This is a genomic window from Streptomyces sp. Je 1-4 4N24, assembly GCF_026239515.1.
GTDB lineage: Bacteria > Actinomycetota > Actinomycetes > Streptomycetales > Streptomycetaceae > Streptomyces > Streptomyces nigrescens.
This window is the reverse complement of the sequence record NZ_CP110836.1, coordinates 3,262,325-3,280,344: the sequence shown is the minus strand read 5'-3', so window position 1 is coordinate 3,280,344 and position 18,020 is coordinate 3,262,325. Positions and strand designations below refer to the sequence as shown.

The following is an 18,020-nucleotide window of genomic DNA, read 5'->3' as shown; positions in this document are numbered from 1 at the left end:
GAGCAGGGGTCGGTCAGTCCCGAATTGGGGCAGTCAGTCCCTTACGCCCACCCAAGCAGTGAACTCCCCCGACGGCATGTCGGCAAGAGTTGGACCCCGTCCGGTCTCAGACGGGGTCCAATATGTGGGACGGGCCGGGGTGCCCGGCGGACTCAGCGGCGCGGCGTCCCCGGCGGCATCGACAGCTCGAACCAGACGACCTTTCCCATGCTCAGACGGGTCGCGCCCCAGCGCCGAGCCATCCGGTTCACGAGATAGAGGCCCCGCCCGCCCTCGTCCGACGGCCGGGCCTGACGCAGCCGCGGCAGCTGCGGAACATCGTCACCGACCTCGCAGCGCAGGACGTCCGTGCGCAGCAGCCGCAGCGTGATCGGCCGCTCCGCATACCGCACCGCATTCGTCACCACCTCGCTGACCAGCAGCTCCAGCTGGTCGGTCAGCTCATCGAGACCCCAGCGCGCCAGCGCCCGCCGGGCCAGCCGCCGGGCCTGACCGGCCGTCTGCGCCTTCGGGTCCAGATACCAGTACGCGACATCGCTGGGCGCGATCCCGTCGAACCGCGCCGCCAGCAGCGCGATGTCGTCATCGCGGTCGCCGGGGCCCAGCATGTCCAGCACCTCGTCGCACATCGGCTCCAGCGGCGGCGGGTTGGGACCCGTCAGCCGGGCCGTCTCCGCCAGCCGCTCCCGCAGCTGCTCGATCCCGGTCCACACGTCCCGGATCCGCGACTCGACCAGACCATCCGTGTACAGCACCAGCGTGGCGCCCGCCGGGGCATCCAGCTCCACCGCCTCGAAGTCCACCCCGCCGACACCGATCGGCGCGCCCGACGGCACCCGCAGCACCTCGGCGCGCCCGCCGCGGTGCAGCATCACCGGCGGCGGATGCCCCGCGTTGGCGATGGTGATCCGGTGCGCCACCGGGTCGTAGACCGCGTACATGCAGGTCGCCATGCGGTCCGTACCCAGCCGCTGGGCCTGCTCGTCGAGGTGGTGCAGCACCTCCTGCGGCGGCAGATCCAGCCCGGCCAGGGTCTGGGCCGTGGTCCGCAGCTGGCCCATGATCGCGGCCGAGGTCATCGAGTGCCCCATGACATCGCCGACGACCAGCGCCACCCGGCTGCCCGGCAGCGGGATCGCGTCGTACCAGTCGCCGCCCACCCGGGCCGTCTCGGCGGCCGGCAGATAGCGGCTGGCCAGCCGCACCCCGGTCGGCTGCGGCAGCGAGTCCGGCAGCATCGTGCGCTGCAGCGCATCGGCGATATACGCCTCGCGGCCGTAGAGCACCGCCTTGTCCACACCCAGCGCGGTGTGCGTCGCCAGCTGCGCCGCCACCAGCAGATCGTCCGGCTCGAACGCCGGGCGGTCCGGACGGCGCAGGAACACCGCCGCACCGATCACCCGGCGGCGGCCGCGCAGCGGCGCCAGGATCACCCGGTGGCCGCCGGGCAGCCGCGGGTCCGGGCCCAGCAGCTCCGGCAGCGCCGTCCGCGCCGCCTGCGCCTCGCCGAACAGCGGGCGTACGCCCCGCAGCACCTCGGCCAGCGGACCGCCGGGCTCCACCTCGGCCAGCTCCGCCGCGCTGCCGCCCATCGCCGGGCCCAGATCGGGCTGCGCGGGCAGCACCGGCAGCCGGCCGCCGTTGGTGTCCGGCTCCTCCGGAATCCGGTCGGTCCGGCGCAGCCGCAGCACCACAGGACCGGTCGGGCGCTCATCGCCCACCGGCAGCGGATCGCGCAGATAGACGAGGATGGCGTCGGCGAACGTCGGCACCGTCGCCCGGCACAGCCCGAGCACGATCTCGTCGAGGTCGATGCCCCGGGCGATCCGCCGCGTCGCCGCCCCGATGAAGCGCAGCCGGTCACCGCCCGCCTGCCGGGCCGCGGCCACCTCACCGCTCTCGCCCGGATGCGCCGACCGGGCCGGCGCGGCGGGCAGCGGCTCCGGCGGCGGGCCGGCCGCCGCGGGCACCTGCGCCCCGGCGGCCTCCCCGGCCGCCGGCCGCGACGCCTCACCGTGCGGGGCGCCCGAGGACGCGGACCGTCCGCCGTGCGGCGCCTGCTCCGGCACCGTCCCGCCCGGCTCACCGCCGCGCGGCCGCGACCGCCCGGCACCGGACGGACCGCCGCCCTCCCGAGGCCGCCCGACGCCCTCACCGCCATGGCGCGGGAGCTGACCGTGGTGCGGCTCCTCACCCGGCTCGGGCGCCCCGGCGCGGCCCACCGCGCCCTGCGCCACCCGCTGTCCGGCACGGGCCGTCTCCCGGCCCACCCCGTCCGGCCGCCCGCTCGCAGGCATGGACACCTCCCCGTACGAGTCGCCGTACGCCTCCCCATACGGGACCGAGGCGTCGCGTGCGGCGGCATGGCCGCCGCGGTGCGCGGCGGAGTGATCGGTGGCACGCCCGCCGGAGTGCCCGGCGGCGGCGCTGTCCGCGTCCGCCGTCGGGTCCCGCCGCGCCGCGCCGTGGTCCGCGGCCGGCTCGCCGTCGTCATGGCCGGCCGGTGAGCCCGCCGAGGCCGTGACGGCGACACCGGCGAGACCTATGTCGTCACCGCCGCGCACCGCGAAGCCGGTACCGGGCACCGGAACGCACCCGGTCGTGCCGGGCTGCTGCAGGGCGCTGCGCGGGTCGGGGACCGCGCCGAGCGGCGCCGTCCCGGCCGGCCCCCGGGCAGGGGACAGCGAGGACGCGGCGGTCGAGGCCGACTGCCGCGATTCGTGGGAGGTGGGGTGCTCCGTCACGCGTGGGATTCCATCCGTCCGGGGCTGCGCGCCCGACGCGCCGCGTTCCGAGCGCGCCGTCCGTGCGGCCGCGCCCGACGCGCTGCGTCTCAAGCGCGTCGCAGGTGCAGAAAGAGCTGGATCTCGGGTGGTACGTCCGTACTTGACGGGGCGTATGCGTAGGCATCTTCCCCGACGACGTCGAAACCCGCGTCGTGCACGACCCGGCGCAGGTCGTCCCGCAGGTAACCCGATACCCGGATCGAGTTGCCCAGGAACGGAATCGTGAAGTCGTCCACATCCGCCTCGACCATCGACAGAGCAAGCAGCCCCTCAGGACGTAGCAGATCATGGAGCATGCCCAGTGCGTAAGGGATTTCGGCACGGGGCAGCATGAGAAGCGAGAAATAAGCGGCAATACCGTCGAAGGAGCCACGGCCGCCGAGTCGGCCGCCGCGCAGATCGGCGATGTCCAGTCGGTGGAAGTCGGCGCCCGGGACGTTCTGCCGGGCCAGTTTGATCATCGAGGGGGAGAGATCGATACCCACGACGCGATGTCCGGCGTCCGAGAGCTGGCGGGCGCTCGGCAGGCCCGTACCGCATCCGAGGTCCAGGATGCGCGAGCCGGCGGGCAGGGTGTCGGCAAGCCAGGCGCTCGAAGCGAGCTGGCCCTCCTTGTGCGGAAAGGCGTCGTCATACCGGTCGCCGATGGCGTCGAACGCCTCGGCCTGGCCGGCCCGGTCCAGTGCTAACCGGTTCAGCCCCTCATATCCGTCGTAGCTAGTCGCACTCACGACCTCGCCCCTCCTGCGACCGCGGTCAAGTTCGTTTTCCAGTTCTGGAGTTGCGCCTGTGCAGTCTTGCGGAGGACGATCCTACGTTTGAAGGCCCGGGGCGCAGCAAGGGGGCTCGGCCGCGCCTCCCGCCTCGCGGGAAACAGCTTTGCCCATAGGCGCACCTTTCCACGGTTCGCCCCCTTCACTCACGTCGTTTCACTTCACTCCCTCACGACAGCAAACGCTCCGGTGCGCGGTCCCAGTTCTCCGGGAGCCGGGGAACGCCCCAGGCCGGATCGGGCCGCCAGTCCTCCCAGCCGTCCGCGTACGGCGCGCGCCAGGCCGTGATCTGTGCGATCGCGGCCCGGCCCGCCGATCTGACCTCGGCGGCCTGGGCGTCCGTCATCAGCCCGTCCCGCTGCGCCTGTGCGAACTCGTCCTCGTCCCGCCACTCCCAGTGCCGGTCCGGATAGACACAGATGTCGAGAAAGTGATCCTCGGAGTCAATGCCGCCCGCCCAACGGCGGCGCGGCTCCTCCAGATTGACGTACCAGTTCTTGAACTGCCAGCCGCGCTCCCAGAACAGCCACACCGACCACGGGTCGCCGGGCCGGGCCAGCTTCAGCACACCGGTGCCGAACCAGTGGTCACGGGCGGTCCGGCGCGGTTTGGTGTAGCGGGTGGACAGCGGCTCGCGGTGCACCGGCGTGCCGTCGGCGAGCACCGGCTTGATGCAGGCGGTGCCGGGCGCCATCCACACGGCCAGCAGTTCATCGGTGTCCTGGACAACGGTCATCGGCCGGCAGATGTGGAACCGCCCGGCATCGGCGTTGTCGCGATAGCGCCAGAGGACGTGGTCCCCCGGCGCCCAGCGCGCCCCGTCCGCCGCCCGCTTCGCCCCGGCCGTCCCGTGACCGCCGGCCGTCTCGCCTTCCGTCGTGTCCACCATGTCCGCTGTCATGCGCAGATCTTAGAGGCGCGGCATGACGCGCGCCGTGACATGAGACGCACCGGGCGTTACGGACGGGGTATCCTGCGCCGCTCCGTTGTTACGGATGCGTCATCCGCAGCACGTCCAGCGCCTCGTCCAACTGCTCCTCGCTCAGCAGCCCCCGCTCGACATAGCCGCCCTCCAGGACCACCTCACGGATGGTCTTCCGCTCGGCGAGGGACCTCTTGGCGACCTTCGCCGCCTCCTCGTACCCGAGGTACTTGTTGAGCGGAGTGACGACCGACGGCGACGACTCGGCGTACTCACGGGCCCGTTCCGCGTTCGCGGTGATCCCGTCGACCGTGCGGTCCGCCAGCAGCCGCGACACATTGGCGATCAGCCGCATCGATTCGAGCACATTCCGGGCAATGACCGGAAGCATCACATTCAGCTCGAAGTTGCCGGCCGCCCCGGCCGCCGCCACCGTCGCGTCATTGCCGGTGACCTGCGCCGCCACCATCAGCACCGCCTCCGGGATCACCGGGTTGACCTTCCCCGGCATGATTGACGAGCCCGGCTGCAGATCCGGCAGGGCGATCTCCGCGAGCCCGGTCCGCGGCCCCGACGCCATCCACCGCAGATCGTTGGCGATCTTCGTCAGCCCGACCCCGACCGTCCGCAGCTGCCCACTGGTCTCGACGATCGCGTCCCGCGCCCCCTGCGCCTCGAAGTGATTGCGCGCCTCGGTCAGCGGCAGCCCGGTCACCCGCGCCACCTCGGCGATGACCGCGGCCGAGAACCCGGGCGGCGTGTTGATCCCCGTCCCCACCGCCGTACCGCCCAGCGGAAGTTCCGCCAGCCGCGGCAACGAGGCCCGCAGCCGCTCGACGCCGTACCGCACCTGGGCGGCATAGCCGCCGAACTCCTGCCCCAGCGTCACCGGCGTCGCATCCATCAGATGCGTCCGACCCGACTTCACGACCTCGGCGAACTCCTCGGCCTTCCGCTCCAGGCTCTCCGCCAGATGCTCCAGCGCCGGGATCAGATCGTCGAGAACCGCCGATGTCGCCGCGATATGGATCGAGGACGGGAAGACGTCATTGGACGACTGGCTCGCGTTGACATGATCGTTCGGATGCACCTCCCGCCCCAGCCGCTCGCTCGCCAGCGTCGCGATGACCTCGTTGGTGTTCATGTTCGAGGACGTCCCGGACCCCGTCTGGAACACATCGATGGGGAAGTGCTCGTCCCACCGCCCCCCGGCGACCTCGGCCGCGGCCTCCTGGACGGCCTCCGCGATCTCCTTGTCCAGCACCCCCAGCTCGCCGTTGACCAGGGCGGCCGCCCCCTTGATCCGCGCCAGCGCCGCGATGTGCGCCCGCTCCAGCCGCTGCCCGGAAATCGGGAAGTTCTCCACCGCCCGCTGCGTCTGCGCCCGCCATTTGGCATGCGCGGGCACCCGCACCTCACCCATGGAGTCGTGCTCGGTCCGGAAGCCGTCGGAGTCGCTGTCGCCGGATCCGCTGTAGTCGCCGTTTTCGCTCATACCTGTCTCAGTACCCGCGGCCGCCGATCTGTTCCCGGATACGGAAACCCGCTCACCCAACGGCGCACGCCCGAGGGCCCGGCTCCGAAGAGCCGGGCCCTCGTACGTCATCGCAGCGACCTCACCGCTTGCACTGCCTCGCGTACTCCACCTGGTACGCGTCGACGGCGCTGAACTCGGCCTTCGCCTTCGCCTTGTACTGGGCGACCTTGTCCCGGTTCGGGTGAGCCTTGTCGGCTTCCTGCTTGGCGACTGCCTGGTACCTGTAGCCCGCGTCCGTGTGCTCCCTGATGGCCTTCCGGATGCTGTCGCACTTGGCGCTGCTCGCCGCCGCGGTACCCACCGGAGCGGCACTGGCCGGCGCGACCCCGGCGAAGGCGATACCGGCAACCGCCACGGATGTGACGGCAACTGCCAGCGAACGGCTCATTTTGCGCATGATGCGTATCCCCCATGTGGTCATGAGAACAGTGAGGTGACACAGGTCAGGTGTCACTCGAACAGTGTAGTGATCATGGCGGTTGCGGGTCGGGTTCCACCCTCGTGGATCCGACCTGACCGGCCGTCACGGCTGGTGCCTGCCGGGGCGTTGCCCAGGGGCCGGCACACAGCAACGATGGCTCCCCGAGCGCTCGAAGAGGGCCGCCGCAGACAGTACGGGACGTTGAGATCCGTTTCATCTTGTTTGAACTGGCTGGATCGCCGCGGTGAATTGCTGCGGGCATTGACTGCTTATGTTGATTTTGGTGCGCTTGCCCGCGCACCGCGTCAGACATCGGATCCGCCGCACCGCCTATCCGCCGACGCAACCACCTGGACCCAGGTGAGCACGGTCACCCTGCCGGAGGTGACGACCACTCATGACATGAGTCCACCCGGATCCCCGACTCCTGCTGGAGGCCTCCATGCGTGTGCTCTCCCGTCCGCTGTCAGCCCTCTCCCTCATGCTCCCTCTGCTCGGCGTCCCCCTGCTCACCGCAGGCCCCGTCCGGGCCCTGGACAACCACCTGGCCCTCACCCCACCGATGGGCTGGAACAGCTGGAACACCTTCGGCTGCAACGCGACCGAGCAAATCGTCAAGGACACCGCCGACTTCATGGTGTCCAGCGGCATGCGCGACGCCGGCTACCAGTACCTCACCATCGACGACTGCTGGATGGAACGCTCCCGCGACTCCGAAGGCCGCCTCGTCCCCGACGCGACCAAGTACCCCCACGGCCTGGCCGAACTCGCCGCGTATGTACATGGCAAGGGCCTGAAGTTCGGCGTCTACGAGAGCCCGACGTACCACACGTGTCAGGGCTTCCCCGGAAGTCTCGGCAATGAGCAGAAGGACGCCGACACCTTCGCCTCGTGGGGCGTGGACTTCCTCAAGTACGACAACTGCACGGCCAGCGACCCCGACCAGCGGCCCGGCGACGAAAAGCTGCCGCTTCAGACCCGGGACAGCACCATGCGCGACGCCCTCGAACGAACCGGCCGTCCGATCGTCTTCAGCCTCTCGCTCCAGCCCGCGGCCCAGGGCGAGACCCCCTGGGAGTGGGGCAAGAGCGTGGCCAACATGTGGCGCATCGACGGGGACCGGGACGCCTCCTTCGACGGCCTCAAACGCCTCATCCACACCGACTTGGACAAGGCGAAGTGGGCCGGTCCCGGCGGATGGAACGACATCGACATGCTGGGGACCGGAAACTACGCCTTTGCGTCGGGTTCCCACGACCCCAACAAGCGCCTGACGTATGACCAGGAGAAGTCCGAGCTCTCGGTTGCCGCAGTGCTCGCGGCCCCGCTGATCTCGGGTGCCGACCTGCGTACCCCCGCGGCCGCCGGCAGTTCCGGCTTCCCCATCAGTGACCAGGACCTGAGCGTCTACCTCAACAAGGACGTCATCGCCGTCAATCAGGACAGCCGTGGCGAACAGGGCACGGCGATCACCACCGAGAACGGCCTCAACGTGCTGCGTCGCCCCCTGGCCAACGGCGACGTCGCCGTGGCCCTGTTCAACGAATCGTCCTCACAGGCCGTCATCTCCACCACCGCGGCGGCCGTCGGCCTCCCGGCGAACAGCACCGGCTACCACCTCAACGACCTGTGGGCGCACTCCAGCCATGTCAGCACCGACGGCACCATCAGCGCCACCGTCCCCGCCGGCGGCACCGTGCTCTACCGGGTGAGCCCGCGGCCCCCCGGCACGGACCCGACGAACGGGCTCGTCTCCACGGCGTCCGGTCGGTGCCTGGACGCCGGGAACAATCAGACCTTCTGCGATGTCACCTGCCGACGGGGCAGCCGCCCTTCAGGCCCGCTATGAACGCGGCCCAGGCGTGGTGGGGGATGAGGAGGGCGGGTCCGTGGGGGTTCTTGGAGTCACGGACGGGGATGAGGCCGGGGTAGTGGTCGGCGACCTCGACGCACTCCCCTCCGGCGTTGTTGCTGTAGCTGCTCTTGCGCCAGGTAACTGTGCTCAGGTCCGGGTCGGTTCGCATGGTGTCCAGTCCTCCATCGCTGCTCGGATCATCGCCTCGGAGTCACGAGGTGAGAGGGCCATGGCCTTGAGCAGATCGTAGGACTCCTCCAGCTCCGCCACCTCGTCCTGATCTTCGATGACCGTTCCGGACCGGCTGCCTTCCAGGTAGGCCAGCAGCGGCTGGTCGGGCAATGTGTAGAGAGTCAGTGAACCGCCCATCTCGGCATGCTCACCGGCGTCGAATGGCAGGACCTGGATGGTGACGTGCGGCGATGTCCCCCGGTCGATCAGGGACATCATCTGCTGGCGCATAACTTCCGGGCCTCCGACCCGACGGCGTAGCGCTGCCTCGTCCAGGATGAACCAGCACCTGGGGGGCTTCGGACTGCTCAGCCGCGTCTGCCGGTCCATACGAGCCGTCGCGATCGCCTCGATTTCCGCGTCCGGAGCGTACGGACGGCCGCAGCGCAGCGACCGCAGCGCAAGCTCCGATGTCTGGAGCAGGCCGGGGACGGTGGCGCTCGCATACTGCCGGATGACGGTTGCCCGGCTCGCAATCTCGATCACACGGTGGAACCGGCGGGGGATCGGCTCCTTCCGTGCGAGTTCGTACAGGCTCGTGAAGAGTCCGTCGGTGCCGAAGCAGTCGTCCAGCATTGTTGGCAGGTCGTCGTACGGCAGCGACTCCGCCCGCTCGATGCGCGCCAGGTGGGACTTGCTGTAGTTCAGCTTCTCCGCGAGGCGTCTCAGCGACAGTCCCGACTTCTCCCGGTGGTGGCGGATTCTGGCGCCGAACAGGTCACGCGCCGAGCGATCCGGTGAGAGGTCATGCGGCTGAAACACCATCGGTCCGTTCCTCCCTGTCCCGTGGCCGGGCTTGGGACAGCAACCCTCTGTCGATCGTAGCCACCTCAGAGCAACCATGAGGGCACAGAAGGTAATTACCCCGGCGACCGCGCACACGGCCCCGGGGCATGGTCAACGCTGGAAATCACAAGGAGCGTCAACATGCGTCAGCCTATGGCCCGTTGCCTCGTCCGGGTGCGGGCTTTACTGATCCCGCGGACGACGGGCCGGCACCGGGCGCTCGCCCCCGCCCCCGCCCGCGCGGTGACCGTCCGTACGGTCTTCGTGCTGCCGGGGAGTCCGCCCCCGCTCCCCGGAACGGCGCCCCGCCGCCACGACCCCGCCGAATGCCCGCTGGACGGCGACGCGTCCGCCCTCGTCCGCCCGTACTACGCCGCGTACGAGCGGCAGCCGCAGCCCGCCGAGGTGCTCTGGTGAGCGCCGGCCGCACGCCGCCGGACACGCCACCCGGGCAGTCGCTGATGACCCTGCGGGTCTACACCGCGACCCGCGACGGCATCGTGACGGAGGAGCGGGCGCCGGTCCATGTGGTGGCCGGTGACCCGCTCGATCCGTACGGGCTGAGTCAGGCGTGGCCGCCCTGCGCCTGTCCACGTCATCGAGGCCGGTAGGACAGGCCGTTGGGCCCCTGAGGCGATCACGCCGCACATGCGCCACGAGATCGTCTTTACACTCGATGAACACAATTCCGGTTCACAGCAGAGGAGATGGAATGACACAGCCTCCCTTCGCAACACTGTCCACCGCGCTGGCGTCGCTGGGGACGGCGCTGGGCGCCCTCGCGGTCCAGTTGCGCGCAGACGGTTACGAGCAGTACGTCGAGTCCGTGGCCACCGCCAGCGTCTTGATGTGGACCACCGCGTGCCTGACGGTCGTGACGTGGGTCCGCTTCCGCCGGACGAACTCACACTGAGTTCCCCAGAATTCGACGGGCGCCGGGGCATCAGCCTCGGCGCCCGTCGCATGCGATGACCGCGGCGCCCGTTACTTGCCGTCGCCGCCCTGCGGGGCGGGCTCTCGGGGGGCTTCCGGAGGCATTGGCCCTCCGTCGTGCTCGCCTCCGTCGTCCTGCGCGGCTACCGCCATGTCCCGGGGGTGCCGGAACGGGACCCCGCGCCATCCTTCGGCGTCGGCCCCGCGCGTCTCGTACCTGTCGACGGCCGCAACGCTCATCTGCCAACCTCCTCTTTCGTGAAGGGCCGTGCCGCTTTAGCGTCGATCGCATGGCCCGCGTACCGCAGAGGGACTCCTCCGCGGTTGGGTCCCCGCCCCGGCTGCTCGACTGTCCAGGTTTCCGCCGCCGGGGCGGGCGTAGCGCCGCCTCTACCGGGATTCCGAAGGGGACATGGGGGAGTCCGTGGTTCGGCTGCGTCCGGCAGGGACGGAGTTCAAAGGGCCGGGGCTTGTTGACCCGACAGAAAGACGGTCACACGCCTTTCCGGTCTGTCGCCCTACGGTGCGGGTGGTTACGCAGTTCGATATTGCAATCCGACACCCTCGAAAAGTCGCCCCTGGCCTCTGCATCGGCGCGCTGCTTGGCCAGCGCCGTGCAGACACCGCAGTCTTCGGTTGGCTTTGGAGGGACGGGCGGGAGCGATACGTACACGGGCGGTGTCATCATCGTACGTGCATCGCTCATCGCATTGCCTCTCAGGCTCGACTACTCGGTGAGAAGCCATGATCTACCGGTGGACAGGCTCCGCCTAACTGGTTTCCTGTTCGTGCAAGAATCCGTCTCTGATGCTCTCCAGCAATGAGCGCGCCTCGTCACCGGAAAGTGCCATGGTGGCGAAATCTTCGAACTTGCGGACGTAGAGGGCGACGTCGCGAGGGTCGGTAACCACTACTTCAGCATGGACGGTTTCGACAGATACCGTTCGGTCGTCCCGGACGGCAAAGGCGTGATTGGCCATGTCATGCTGCCGCGCCGACAGGGGAACGATACGAATGTCCATGTGTGGCAATCGTGAGAGAGACACGATCCGGTCTATTTGTTCTGCCATTCTGGAATCTGTCACGATTCGCCACCGAAGGACAGGTTCAGTGATGACGAAGTGGAGTTCCTTGGCTGAGTCGTAGAGCACCTGTTGGCGTTCTATGCGCGCGCTGATGGTCTTGGTGAGCACATCCTCGCCAAGGTCATGGCGGGAGAGAATCGCCCTGATGTATTCCGGAGTTTGCAGCAGGCCGGGCACCAATGCCGGCTGGAAGAGCCGCAGCACCGTCGTTTGCGCTTCCAGCGATCTTGTTTGCTGCTGAGCCTTGTGTACGCCCATGCGACGGATCAGACGCCATGCTGTGGCCTCGGTCGCCGCTGCTCGGACGACCTCCAATTACTCCGCCTTGACCTCATCGGATACGCCGATGGCTGTGAGGATGCGCTCAACGTCCACGACCGACGGGGCAGCCTTCGCAGTCTCGATCTTGCTCAACTTACTTGCGGACATGACGGCGCTGCGAGCGACAGCCTTGGCCTCCTTCCCGGAAGCTTGCCGTAGCGCCCGCAGCGCGGCCCCCAGCTCTCCTCTGTTCACTCGCCGTGCTTCGCCCACCATCCGGAGAACGGAACGGCGTGAGCCATCGCCGTATCACGGTATGCGCGGAACTCTTCCGCCCGTTCTGGGGCCAGGACGTCAGCCCCGAGAAATGCCCCATCCATCGAATAGTTCATGACCCCCGGTGTCAGGCTGTCCATCAGCCAGAAATCAGGAACCCCTTCAAGGGGGTTCGGTCGGTCGGTGGTGTCGAGGATGAAGAACTCTTCGCCGCCTGTCGCGTTCTTCTGGTAGCCCCACCCCAGCTCGAACCGCAGATATGGAGTGAGGGGGCGAGAGAGAATGTGCACGCGATAGATGCGTTTGCCCTTGCTGGTGTGTGAGCGGAGTTCTGCCACCCATGCGTCGTTGTGGTCGGTCGGCTGGTGTTCCCCGGCAAGGAACGCCTTATAGGCGTTCGCGTTTCCCGACTTGCTGTAGTCGTTCAGGGTTTCCAGCCGGAACGCCTCGTGCTCGAAGGCGTCGAACAGTTCGCCGAGGTTCTTAGGCGCCACGAAATCCCTTCCGGATCAGGTCAAGAACGAGTTGTTCAGGGATCTCAACGACGTTTTCGTGCGCAGGGATCTTCAGCCCGTGGTCAGCGGGAGGCTCACCCTGTACCAGCAGGGTTCCCCTGTCGGTGGCGTAGATGGTCGGGCAGTCCTTTAAATCGCAGGTACTTACAAGCTTGGTGACCTTCACGGGGTTCCCTTCCTGGCCCTCAGTGTTGCCTCTTGATTGATGCTGGCGAGCAACTTGCCAGTGGCGCAAGGGGTTCGGGTTTCGGGAACAGGAAACTGGGACGGCTTCCATGCCGAGTTCCTCGTACTCCAGGACCTCGACCTTCTTGATGCAGTCCTGGGCCGGACGGGCGGGGGCCTGCCCCTGGCGAACCCGGGCCCACACCCGATTCCCAGGCCCACGCCCGCACCCGGTTCCCGGCCCGCACCCGCCCCCGATCCCCGGGCCACAGCAACCTCCAGCCCGCACAACGACCTTGAGCGACCGCTCAAAACCCTCTACGCTGCGTTTTAAGCAGTCGCTCAAAACGTCTGGGACGGGGGAATCCGTATGGGTCTGTACGTGGAGGCGCGCATCCGCGCCGGGATCGACGAGGTGTGGGACCGCAGTCAGCTGCCGGACCGGCATCAGCGCTGGGACCTGAGGTTCAGCGAGATCGACTATCTGCCGTGCGAGCCGGGGGAGCCGCAGCACTTCCGGTACGCGACCCGCGTGCTGCCATTGCTCACGGTCGACGGCACCGGCGTCTCGGCCGGTGAGCGCAACCGGCCCGACGGCACCCGGACTTCCGCCCTCCGCTTCTTCTCGGCACACCCGCTGTCGCTCATCGAAGAGGGCCGTGGGTACTGGCGGTACGTCCCGGACGGCGAGGAGCTGCGGTTCCTCACCGGATACGACTACCGGCCGCGCTGGGGACGCTTCGGCCGGGTCGTCGACCGGCTCCTCTTCCGGCCGCTCATGGGCTGGGCCACCGCCTGGTCCTTCGACCGGCTGCGGCTGTGGTGCGAGCGCGGGATCACCCCGGAGCGGTCGCTGCGCCACGCCCTCGCCGAGTTGTTCGCCCGTATCGCCGCGGTCCTCGTCACCGCAGCCGTGGTCCCCGGCGCCGGGGCCGTGGGCCCCGTCCTCGCCGTGGCAGGCGCCGCGCTGCTGCTGCCGCCCCGGTCCGTCACCCCGGCCGCCCGCCGTTGTCTGCGCCGCCCGCCGGAACGGGGCGGACGCAGCGAGAGCGCTGCCGCCCCGTCCGCCCTCCTCGCCACCCTGGAGAAGTCATGACCTCGATCTTCCAGCGCGCTCTGGGCGCCGACTTCGACCGGCTCCACCCGAACATCCGTCGGCGTTTCTCCGTCGGGCTCGACAGCGGGGAGGCGTGCATCGGACGGGGCACGATGGACCGGATCTGGCACGGCCGCAGCTTCGTCCGGCCGTTCCTGGCCCTCGGCGGCAGCCGCCACATCCTCGTCCCGCAGGCCGGCCGGAACATCCCCTTCGTCATCGAGAACGTCCCGTACACGGACTCCTTCGGCCGTGAGACCGTCACCTTCGTCCGGACCTTCTCCTTTCCGCGCCGCCCCCGCCGCTTCGACGCCACCATGGTCTTCAGCCCCGAACGAGGCTGCGTCGTCGACTACCTCGGCACCCACCAGCACCTCGCCACCGACCTGCACTTCACGGTGGACAGCACCGGGGCCCTGATCATCCGCTCCGGCGAGCACCGCTTCCGGGAGGGGCCGGTCGACGTCCGGGTGCCGGACCTGATCGGGGGCGATGCGGTGGTGCGCGAGTCGTACGATGATGCGGCCGGGCTGTTCCGTATCCAGGTGAGGGTCGGCAACCGGCGGTTCGGCCCCCTCTTCGGCTACGAGGGGTCCTTCTCCGCCGAGTTCGTGAACATCGCCGAGCGAGGGGTGCGCGCCGGGCTGCGGCCCTTGCGCGAGGAGGTCAGAACATGAGCGCCGATACCCGTACGAAACTGCTCGCCGGTGCGCTGCAGACGCTCATCGAGCAGGGCATTGCCAAGACCTCGGCCCGCAGTATCGCCACCACCGCAGGAGTCAATCAGGCCCTGGTCTTTTACCACTTCGGCAGCGTCGACGAACTCCTCGCCGCCGCCTGCCGGTACGGCGCGGAACAGCGCGTCGCGCACTACCGCGAGCGCTTCGCGCGGGTCGGCAGCCTCGCCGAACTCCTGGAGCTGGGACGGGAGCTGCATGCCGAGGAGCGCGCCGCCGGCCATGTCGCCGTCCTCGCCCAGCTCCTGGCCGGGGCCCAGACACAGCCCCGGCTCGCCCCCGCGACCGTCGCCGGACTCGCCCTGTGGATCGAGGAGATCGAACAGGTGCTGGCGCGGGTGCTGACCGGGACACCGATCGCCGCATTCGTGGACGTCACCGGCCTCTCCCGGGCACTCGCTGCGGGCTTCGTCGGCCTGGAGCTGTACGAGGGCGTGGACCCGGAGGGGGCGCTGGGAGCCCTGGACGCACTGGAGCAGCTGTCCGGACTGCTCGGCGTACTGGAGGACCTGGGCCCGGTCGCCCAACGCGCCGTACGCGCCCAGCTCCGCCGCGGCACCGCCCGACGCGCCCGATCGGCGCCCTAACGGCGGTCCGGGGCTCGACATCATCGGATGGTACTGAGCGCGGCCGGCCGTCGCGGGTCAGTCATCTCCCAACTCCCGTACCGCCGCAGGCGGCGGTGACATTTCGTCCCAGGTATGCCACGGGCCCCTGGCGGGTGCCAGGGGCCCGTGAGTGGTACTGCGAGCGGGTCAGTTCCCCGAGCGCACCGGAATGCTCGTGAACGTAGGCGCCGGCGCCGGGTCCTGGAAGAAGTCGTTGCCCTTGTCGTCGACGACGATGAAGGCGGGGAAGTCCTCGACCTCGATCTTCCAGACGGCTTCCATGCCGAGTTCCTCGTACTCCAGGACCTCGACCTTCTTGATGCAGTCCTGGGCCAGACGGGCCGCGGGGCCGCCGATGGAGCCCAGGTAGAAGCCGCCGTGCGTGCCGCAGGCGTCGGTGACCTGCTGGGAGCGGTTGCCCTTGGCGAGCATGATCTTGGAGCCGCCGGCGGCCTGGAACTGCTCGACGTAGGCGTCCATCCGGCCCGCGGTCGTCGGGCCGAAGGAGCCGGAGGCGTAGCCCTCGGGGGTCTTGGCCGGGCCCGCGTAGTACACCGGGTGGTTCTTCAGGTACTCCGGCATCTCCTCGCCGGCGTCCAGCCGTTCCTTGATCTTCGCGTGCGCGATGTCGCGGGCGACGACCAGCGTGCCGGTGAGGGAGAGGCGGGTCTTGACCGGGTGCTTGGTCAGCTCGGCCAGGACGTCGTCCATGGGGCGGTTGAGGTCGATGGCGACGGCGTCGAGGTCGGGGCCCGCGCCTTCGGTCAGTTCCTCGTCCGTCGTCTCCGGCAGGAAGCGGGCCGGGTCGGTCTCCAGCTGCTCCAGGAAGACGCCCTCGGCGGTGATCTTCGCGACGGCCTGGCGGTCGGCGGAGCAGGAGACGGCGATGGCGACCGGGCAGGAGGCGCCGTGGCGGGGCAGCCGGACCACACGGACGTCGTGGCAGAAGTACTTGCCGCCGAACTGGGCGCCGATGCCGATCTTCTGCGTCAGCTCGAAGACCTTCTCCTCCAGCTCCTTGTCACGGAAGCCGTGGCCGGTGGGGGAGCCCTCGGCGGGCAGCTCGTCGAGGTAGTGCGCGGAGGCGTACTTGGCGGTCTTGAGGGCGTACTCGGCCGACGTACCGCCGACGACGATCGCCAGGTGGTACGGCGGGCAGGCCGCGGTGCCCAGCGAACGGATCTTCTGCTCCAGGAACTTCATCATGGAGGCCTCGTTGAGGACCGCCTTGGTCTCCTGGAAGAGGAAGGACTTGTTGGCGCTGCCGCCGCCCTTGGCCATGAAGAGGAACTTGTAGGCGCCACCGTCGGTCGCGTACAGCTCGATCTGGGCCGGGAGGTTGGAGCCGGTGTTCTTCTCGTCCCACATGGTCAGCGGAGCCATCTGCGAGTAGCGCAGGTTCAGCTGGGTGTAGGCGTCGTAGATACCGCGGGAGAGAGCCGCCTCGTCGCCGCCCTCGGTCAGGACCTGCTGGCCGCGCTTGCCCATGACGATCGCGGTGCCGGTGTCCTGGCACATGGGCAGGACGCCCGCGGCGGCGATGTTGGCGTTCTTGAGCAGGTCGAGCGCGACGAAGCGGTCGTTGGCGCTGGCCTCGGGATCGTCCAGGATCTTGCGGAGCTGGGCGAGGTGGGTGGGGCGCAGATAGTGCGAAATGTCGTGCATCGCCTCGGCGGCCAGCTTGCGCAGCGCCTCCGGCTCGACCTTGAGGAACGTACGGCCGTCGGCCTCGAAGGTGCTCACACCCTCCGAAGTGACGAGACGGTACGGGGTGTTGTCCTCACCTACGGGGAGCAGGTCGGTGTAGGCGAATTCCGGCATTGAAGGTCATTCCTTACTCGGAGAGGTCCGGCTGGCATCTACGGCAGCGCCTGAACAGCGTAGAACCCTGGGGAGCGGACGCCGCTGTGAGGTAAGGCTCAGTCGGCGCGTGGCCGGGTCCGTTCGATTCCTAGTCGCGATCTATCGCGTTTCGGTACGCTGGGCCGGTGGATGCAGACAACGGGGGACGTCCGGGCCCTGAGACCCCGCCCGGACCGTTTCAGGAGCAGGACCGGCTCCAGGAACGGCAACCGCTGGACATGACCAAGCCGGCGGCCGGGGCGCCGGCGCCGCCCGCGGTGGCCGAACGCGATATCCGGGCGTCCGACGCGGACCGCGACCGGATCGCCGAGATCCTCCGCGAGGCGCTGGCGGAGGGCCGGCTGGACCCGGAGGAGCACGCGGAGCGGATCGACACGGTCTACCGCGCCAAGACCATGGGCGAACTGGAGCCCGTCGTACGGGATCTGCCCCCGGCAGGCGCCGGCCGCCCGCAGCAGGACTCCGCCGGGTACGCCTACGGGCCCGGCGCCCCGGCCCCCGACCAGAACCTCGTCGCGATCTTCAGCGCCGCCGTCCGCAAGGGCCGCTGGCAGACCCCGGCGCGGATCAACGCCGTGGCGTTCTTCGGCAGTGTCGAGATCGATCTGACCGAGGCGGTCTTCCCGCAGCAGCAGATCCAGATCAATGTCACGGCCGTCTTCGGCAGCGTGGAGATCCGGGTCCCGCAGAACATCACGCTGCGCAGCAGCGGCTCCGGCATCCTCGGCAGCTTCGAGGTCGAGACCCATGACGCGGAGGACGCCGACGCCCCGCAGGTCCTGGTCAACGGCTATGCGGTGCTGGGCAGTGTGGAGGCCAGGCCCAAGCGCGGCGCCTGGATCCGCGATCTGCGCGACCGGCTGATCGAGGGGCACCGGGAGATGCGCCGGCAACTGCGCGACGAACACCGCGAGCGCCACCACCAGCAGCGCCAGGAACAGCGGGAGTGGCACGAGCAGCACCGCTCCGAACGCCGCGAGAGCCGGGACCGGTTCCGTAAGGGCACGGACCACTGACGGCGGCGGACGGGCCGCGGGCGGCGGTCGGCGGGCGCTGCGGAGGGGCGTTCGCCGGTGTTCCCGGAGGGTTCGTCCGCTGACGCTTTTCTCGTTGTCGCACGATCGCCACGGTGTGCATAAGCGTGCGTACAGCGGGTAGGGCTGGTGCATC

General features: G+C 69.3%; 18 protein-coding genes and 2 pseudogenes. 8 read left to right on the top strand and 12 right to left on the bottom strand.

Annotation, left to right across the window (positions count from 1 at the left end; all coding sequences use genetic code 11):
- Positions 1-152: 152 nt before the first annotated feature.
- The 5 genes from SLV14N_RS13910 to SLV14N_RS13890 all read right to left on the bottom strand — a co-directional run bounded on the left by SLV14N_RS13910 (position 153) and on the right by SLV14N_RS13890 (position 6,406).
- The gene (locus SLV14N_RS13910; protein WP_263269493.1) at positions 153-2,744 is read right to left on the bottom strand and encodes a SpoIIE family protein phosphatase; all 2,592 of its coding nucleotides are present in this window, start codon (positions 2,742-2,744) and stop codon (positions 153-155) included.
- An 89-nt stretch (positions 2,745-2,833) separates the two neighbouring features.
- Positions 2,834-3,517 (bottom strand): class I SAM-dependent methyltransferase, encoded by a 684-nt coding sequence (locus SLV14N_RS13905; RefSeq protein ID WP_208681178.1) that lies wholly within the window; start codon positions 3,515-3,517, stop codon positions 2,834-2,836.
- A 211-nt stretch (positions 3,518-3,728) separates the two neighbouring features.
- Entirely contained in the window at positions 3,729-4,460 is a 732-nt protein-coding gene (locus SLV14N_RS13900) for a DUF402 domain-containing protein (protein WP_208681177.1), read from the bottom strand.
- Positions 4,461-4,548: 88 nt separating this feature from the next.
- Positions 4,549-5,976 (bottom strand): aspartate ammonia-lyase, encoded by a 1,428-nt coding sequence (locus SLV14N_RS13895; RefSeq protein WP_263269492.1) that lies wholly within the window; start codon positions 5,974-5,976, stop codon positions 4,549-4,551.
- Between the two features lie 121 nt (positions 5,977-6,097).
- Positions 6,098-6,406, bottom strand: coding sequence for a hypothetical protein (locus SLV14N_RS13890; protein ID WP_208681175.1), 309 nt, complete (start codon positions 6,404-6,406; stop codon positions 6,098-6,100).
- Positions 6,407-6,881: 475 nt separating this feature from the next.
- Here SLV14N_RS13890 and SLV14N_RS13885 point away from each other — a divergent pair, with 475 nt between their 5' ends.
- On the top strand, positions 6,882-8,288 hold the full coding sequence (locus SLV14N_RS13885) for a glycoside hydrolase family 27 protein (RefSeq protein ID WP_263269491.1): 1,407 nt from the start codon (positions 6,882-6,884) through the stop codon (positions 8,286-8,288).
- On the opposite strand, the gene SLV14N_RS13880 is transcribed toward SLV14N_RS13885, so the two are convergent.
- Together SLV14N_RS13880 and SLV14N_RS13875 are read right to left on the bottom strand one after the other, a co-directional pair.
- On the bottom strand, positions 8,248-8,463 hold the full coding sequence (locus SLV14N_RS13880) for a DUF397 domain-containing protein (RefSeq protein WP_263269490.1): 216 nt from the start codon (positions 8,461-8,463) through the stop codon (positions 8,248-8,250). The two genes, SLV14N_RS13885 and SLV14N_RS13880, sit on opposite strands and share 41 nt — an antisense overlap.
- Positions 8,442-9,290 (bottom strand): helix-turn-helix transcriptional regulator, encoded by an 849-nt coding sequence (locus tag SLV14N_RS13875; protein WP_208681172.1) that lies wholly within the window; start codon positions 9,288-9,290, stop codon positions 8,442-8,444. Before SLV14N_RS13875 ends, SLV14N_RS13880 begins: the two co-directional genes overlap by 22 nt.
- A gap of 162 nt (positions 9,291-9,452) precedes the next feature.
- On the opposite strand from SLV14N_RS13875, the gene SLV14N_RS13870 reads away from it, so the two are divergent.
- The 3 genes from SLV14N_RS13870 (at position 9,453) to SLV14N_RS13860 (ending at position 10,224) form a co-directional block, all read left to right on the top strand.
- Positions 9,453-9,728 carry a hypothetical protein gene (locus SLV14N_RS13870; protein ID WP_263269489.1) on the top strand — a complete coding sequence of 92 codons (276 nt, stop codon included), beginning with the start codon at positions 9,453-9,455 and terminating at the stop codon, positions 9,726-9,728.
- Positions 9,725-9,922: a hypothetical protein gene (locus tag SLV14N_RS13865; RefSeq protein ID WP_263273433.1), complete on the top strand. Its 198-nt coding sequence runs from the start codon at positions 9,725-9,727 to the stop codon at positions 9,920-9,922. Before SLV14N_RS13870 ends, SLV14N_RS13865 begins: the two co-directional genes overlap by 4 nt.
- A 101-nt stretch (positions 9,923-10,023) precedes the next feature.
- Positions 10,024-10,224: an SCO3870 family protein gene (locus SLV14N_RS13860; RefSeq protein WP_208681170.1), complete on the top strand. Its 201-nt coding sequence runs from the start codon at positions 10,024-10,026 to the stop codon at positions 10,222-10,224.
- A gap of 790 nt (positions 10,225-11,014) precedes the next feature.
- Here SLV14N_RS13860 and SLV14N_RS13850 read toward each other — a convergent pair.
- From SLV14N_RS13850 to SLV14N_RS38815, 4 genes and pseudogenes are all read right to left on the bottom strand, one after another.
- Positions 11,015-11,845 (bottom strand): annotated as a pseudogene (locus tag SLV14N_RS13850) (helix-turn-helix domain-containing protein).
- Positions 11,842-12,360, bottom strand: a complete 519-nt coding sequence (locus tag SLV14N_RS13845) for a DUF6879 family protein (RefSeq protein ID WP_208681168.1) — start codon at positions 12,358-12,360, stop codon at positions 11,842-11,844. The pseudogene SLV14N_RS13850 and the gene SLV14N_RS13845 overlap by 4 nt, the downstream one beginning before the upstream one ends.
- Positions 12,350-12,547, bottom strand: coding sequence for a hypothetical protein (locus SLV14N_RS13840; protein WP_208681167.1), 198 nt, complete (start codon positions 12,545-12,547; stop codon positions 12,350-12,352). Before SLV14N_RS13840 ends, SLV14N_RS13845 begins: the two co-directional genes overlap by 11 nt.
- A gap of 99 nt (positions 12,548-12,646) precedes the next feature.
- Positions 12,647-12,718: pseudogene (locus SLV14N_RS38815) on the bottom strand (fumarate hydratase C-terminal domain-containing protein); the annotation flags it as partial.
- 198 nt (positions 12,719-12,916) lie between these two features.
- Between SLV14N_RS38815 and SLV14N_RS13835 the strand changes: the two are divergent.
- From SLV14N_RS13835 to SLV14N_RS13825, 3 genes are read left to right on the top strand one after another with little or no spacing between them, the layout of a single operon-like run.
- Positions 12,917-13,642, top strand: coding sequence for a hypothetical protein (locus SLV14N_RS13835; protein ID WP_263269488.1), 726 nt, complete (start codon positions 12,917-12,919; stop codon positions 13,640-13,642).
- Positions 13,639-14,319, top strand: coding sequence for a DUF4166 domain-containing protein (locus tag SLV14N_RS13830; RefSeq protein WP_263269487.1), 681 nt, complete (start codon positions 13,639-13,641; stop codon positions 14,317-14,319). Before SLV14N_RS13835 ends, SLV14N_RS13830 begins: the two co-directional genes overlap by 4 nt.
- The gene (locus tag SLV14N_RS13825; RefSeq protein ID WP_263269486.1) at positions 14,316-14,966 is read left to right on the top strand and encodes a TetR/AcrR family transcriptional regulator; all 651 of its coding nucleotides are present in this window, start codon (positions 14,316-14,318) and stop codon (positions 14,964-14,966) included. Before SLV14N_RS13830 ends, SLV14N_RS13825 begins: the two co-directional genes overlap by 4 nt.
- A 168-nt stretch (positions 14,967-15,134) precedes the next feature.
- Here the strand turns inward: SLV14N_RS13825 and SLV14N_RS13820 are convergent, their stop codons facing one another.
- The gene (locus SLV14N_RS13820) at positions 15,135-16,808 is read right to left on the bottom strand and encodes a fumarate hydratase (RefSeq protein WP_093637580.1); all 1,674 of its coding nucleotides are present in this window, start codon (positions 16,806-16,808) and stop codon (positions 15,135-15,137) included.
- A 260-nt stretch (positions 16,809-17,068) separates the two neighbouring features.
- Here SLV14N_RS13820 and SLV14N_RS13815 point away from each other — a divergent pair, with 260 nt between their 5' ends.
- Positions 17,069-17,866, top strand: coding sequence for a DUF1707 domain-containing protein (locus SLV14N_RS13815; protein WP_208687863.1), 798 nt, complete (start codon positions 17,069-17,071; stop codon positions 17,864-17,866).
- The last annotated feature ends 154 nt before the right edge of the window (positions 17,867-18,020 follow it).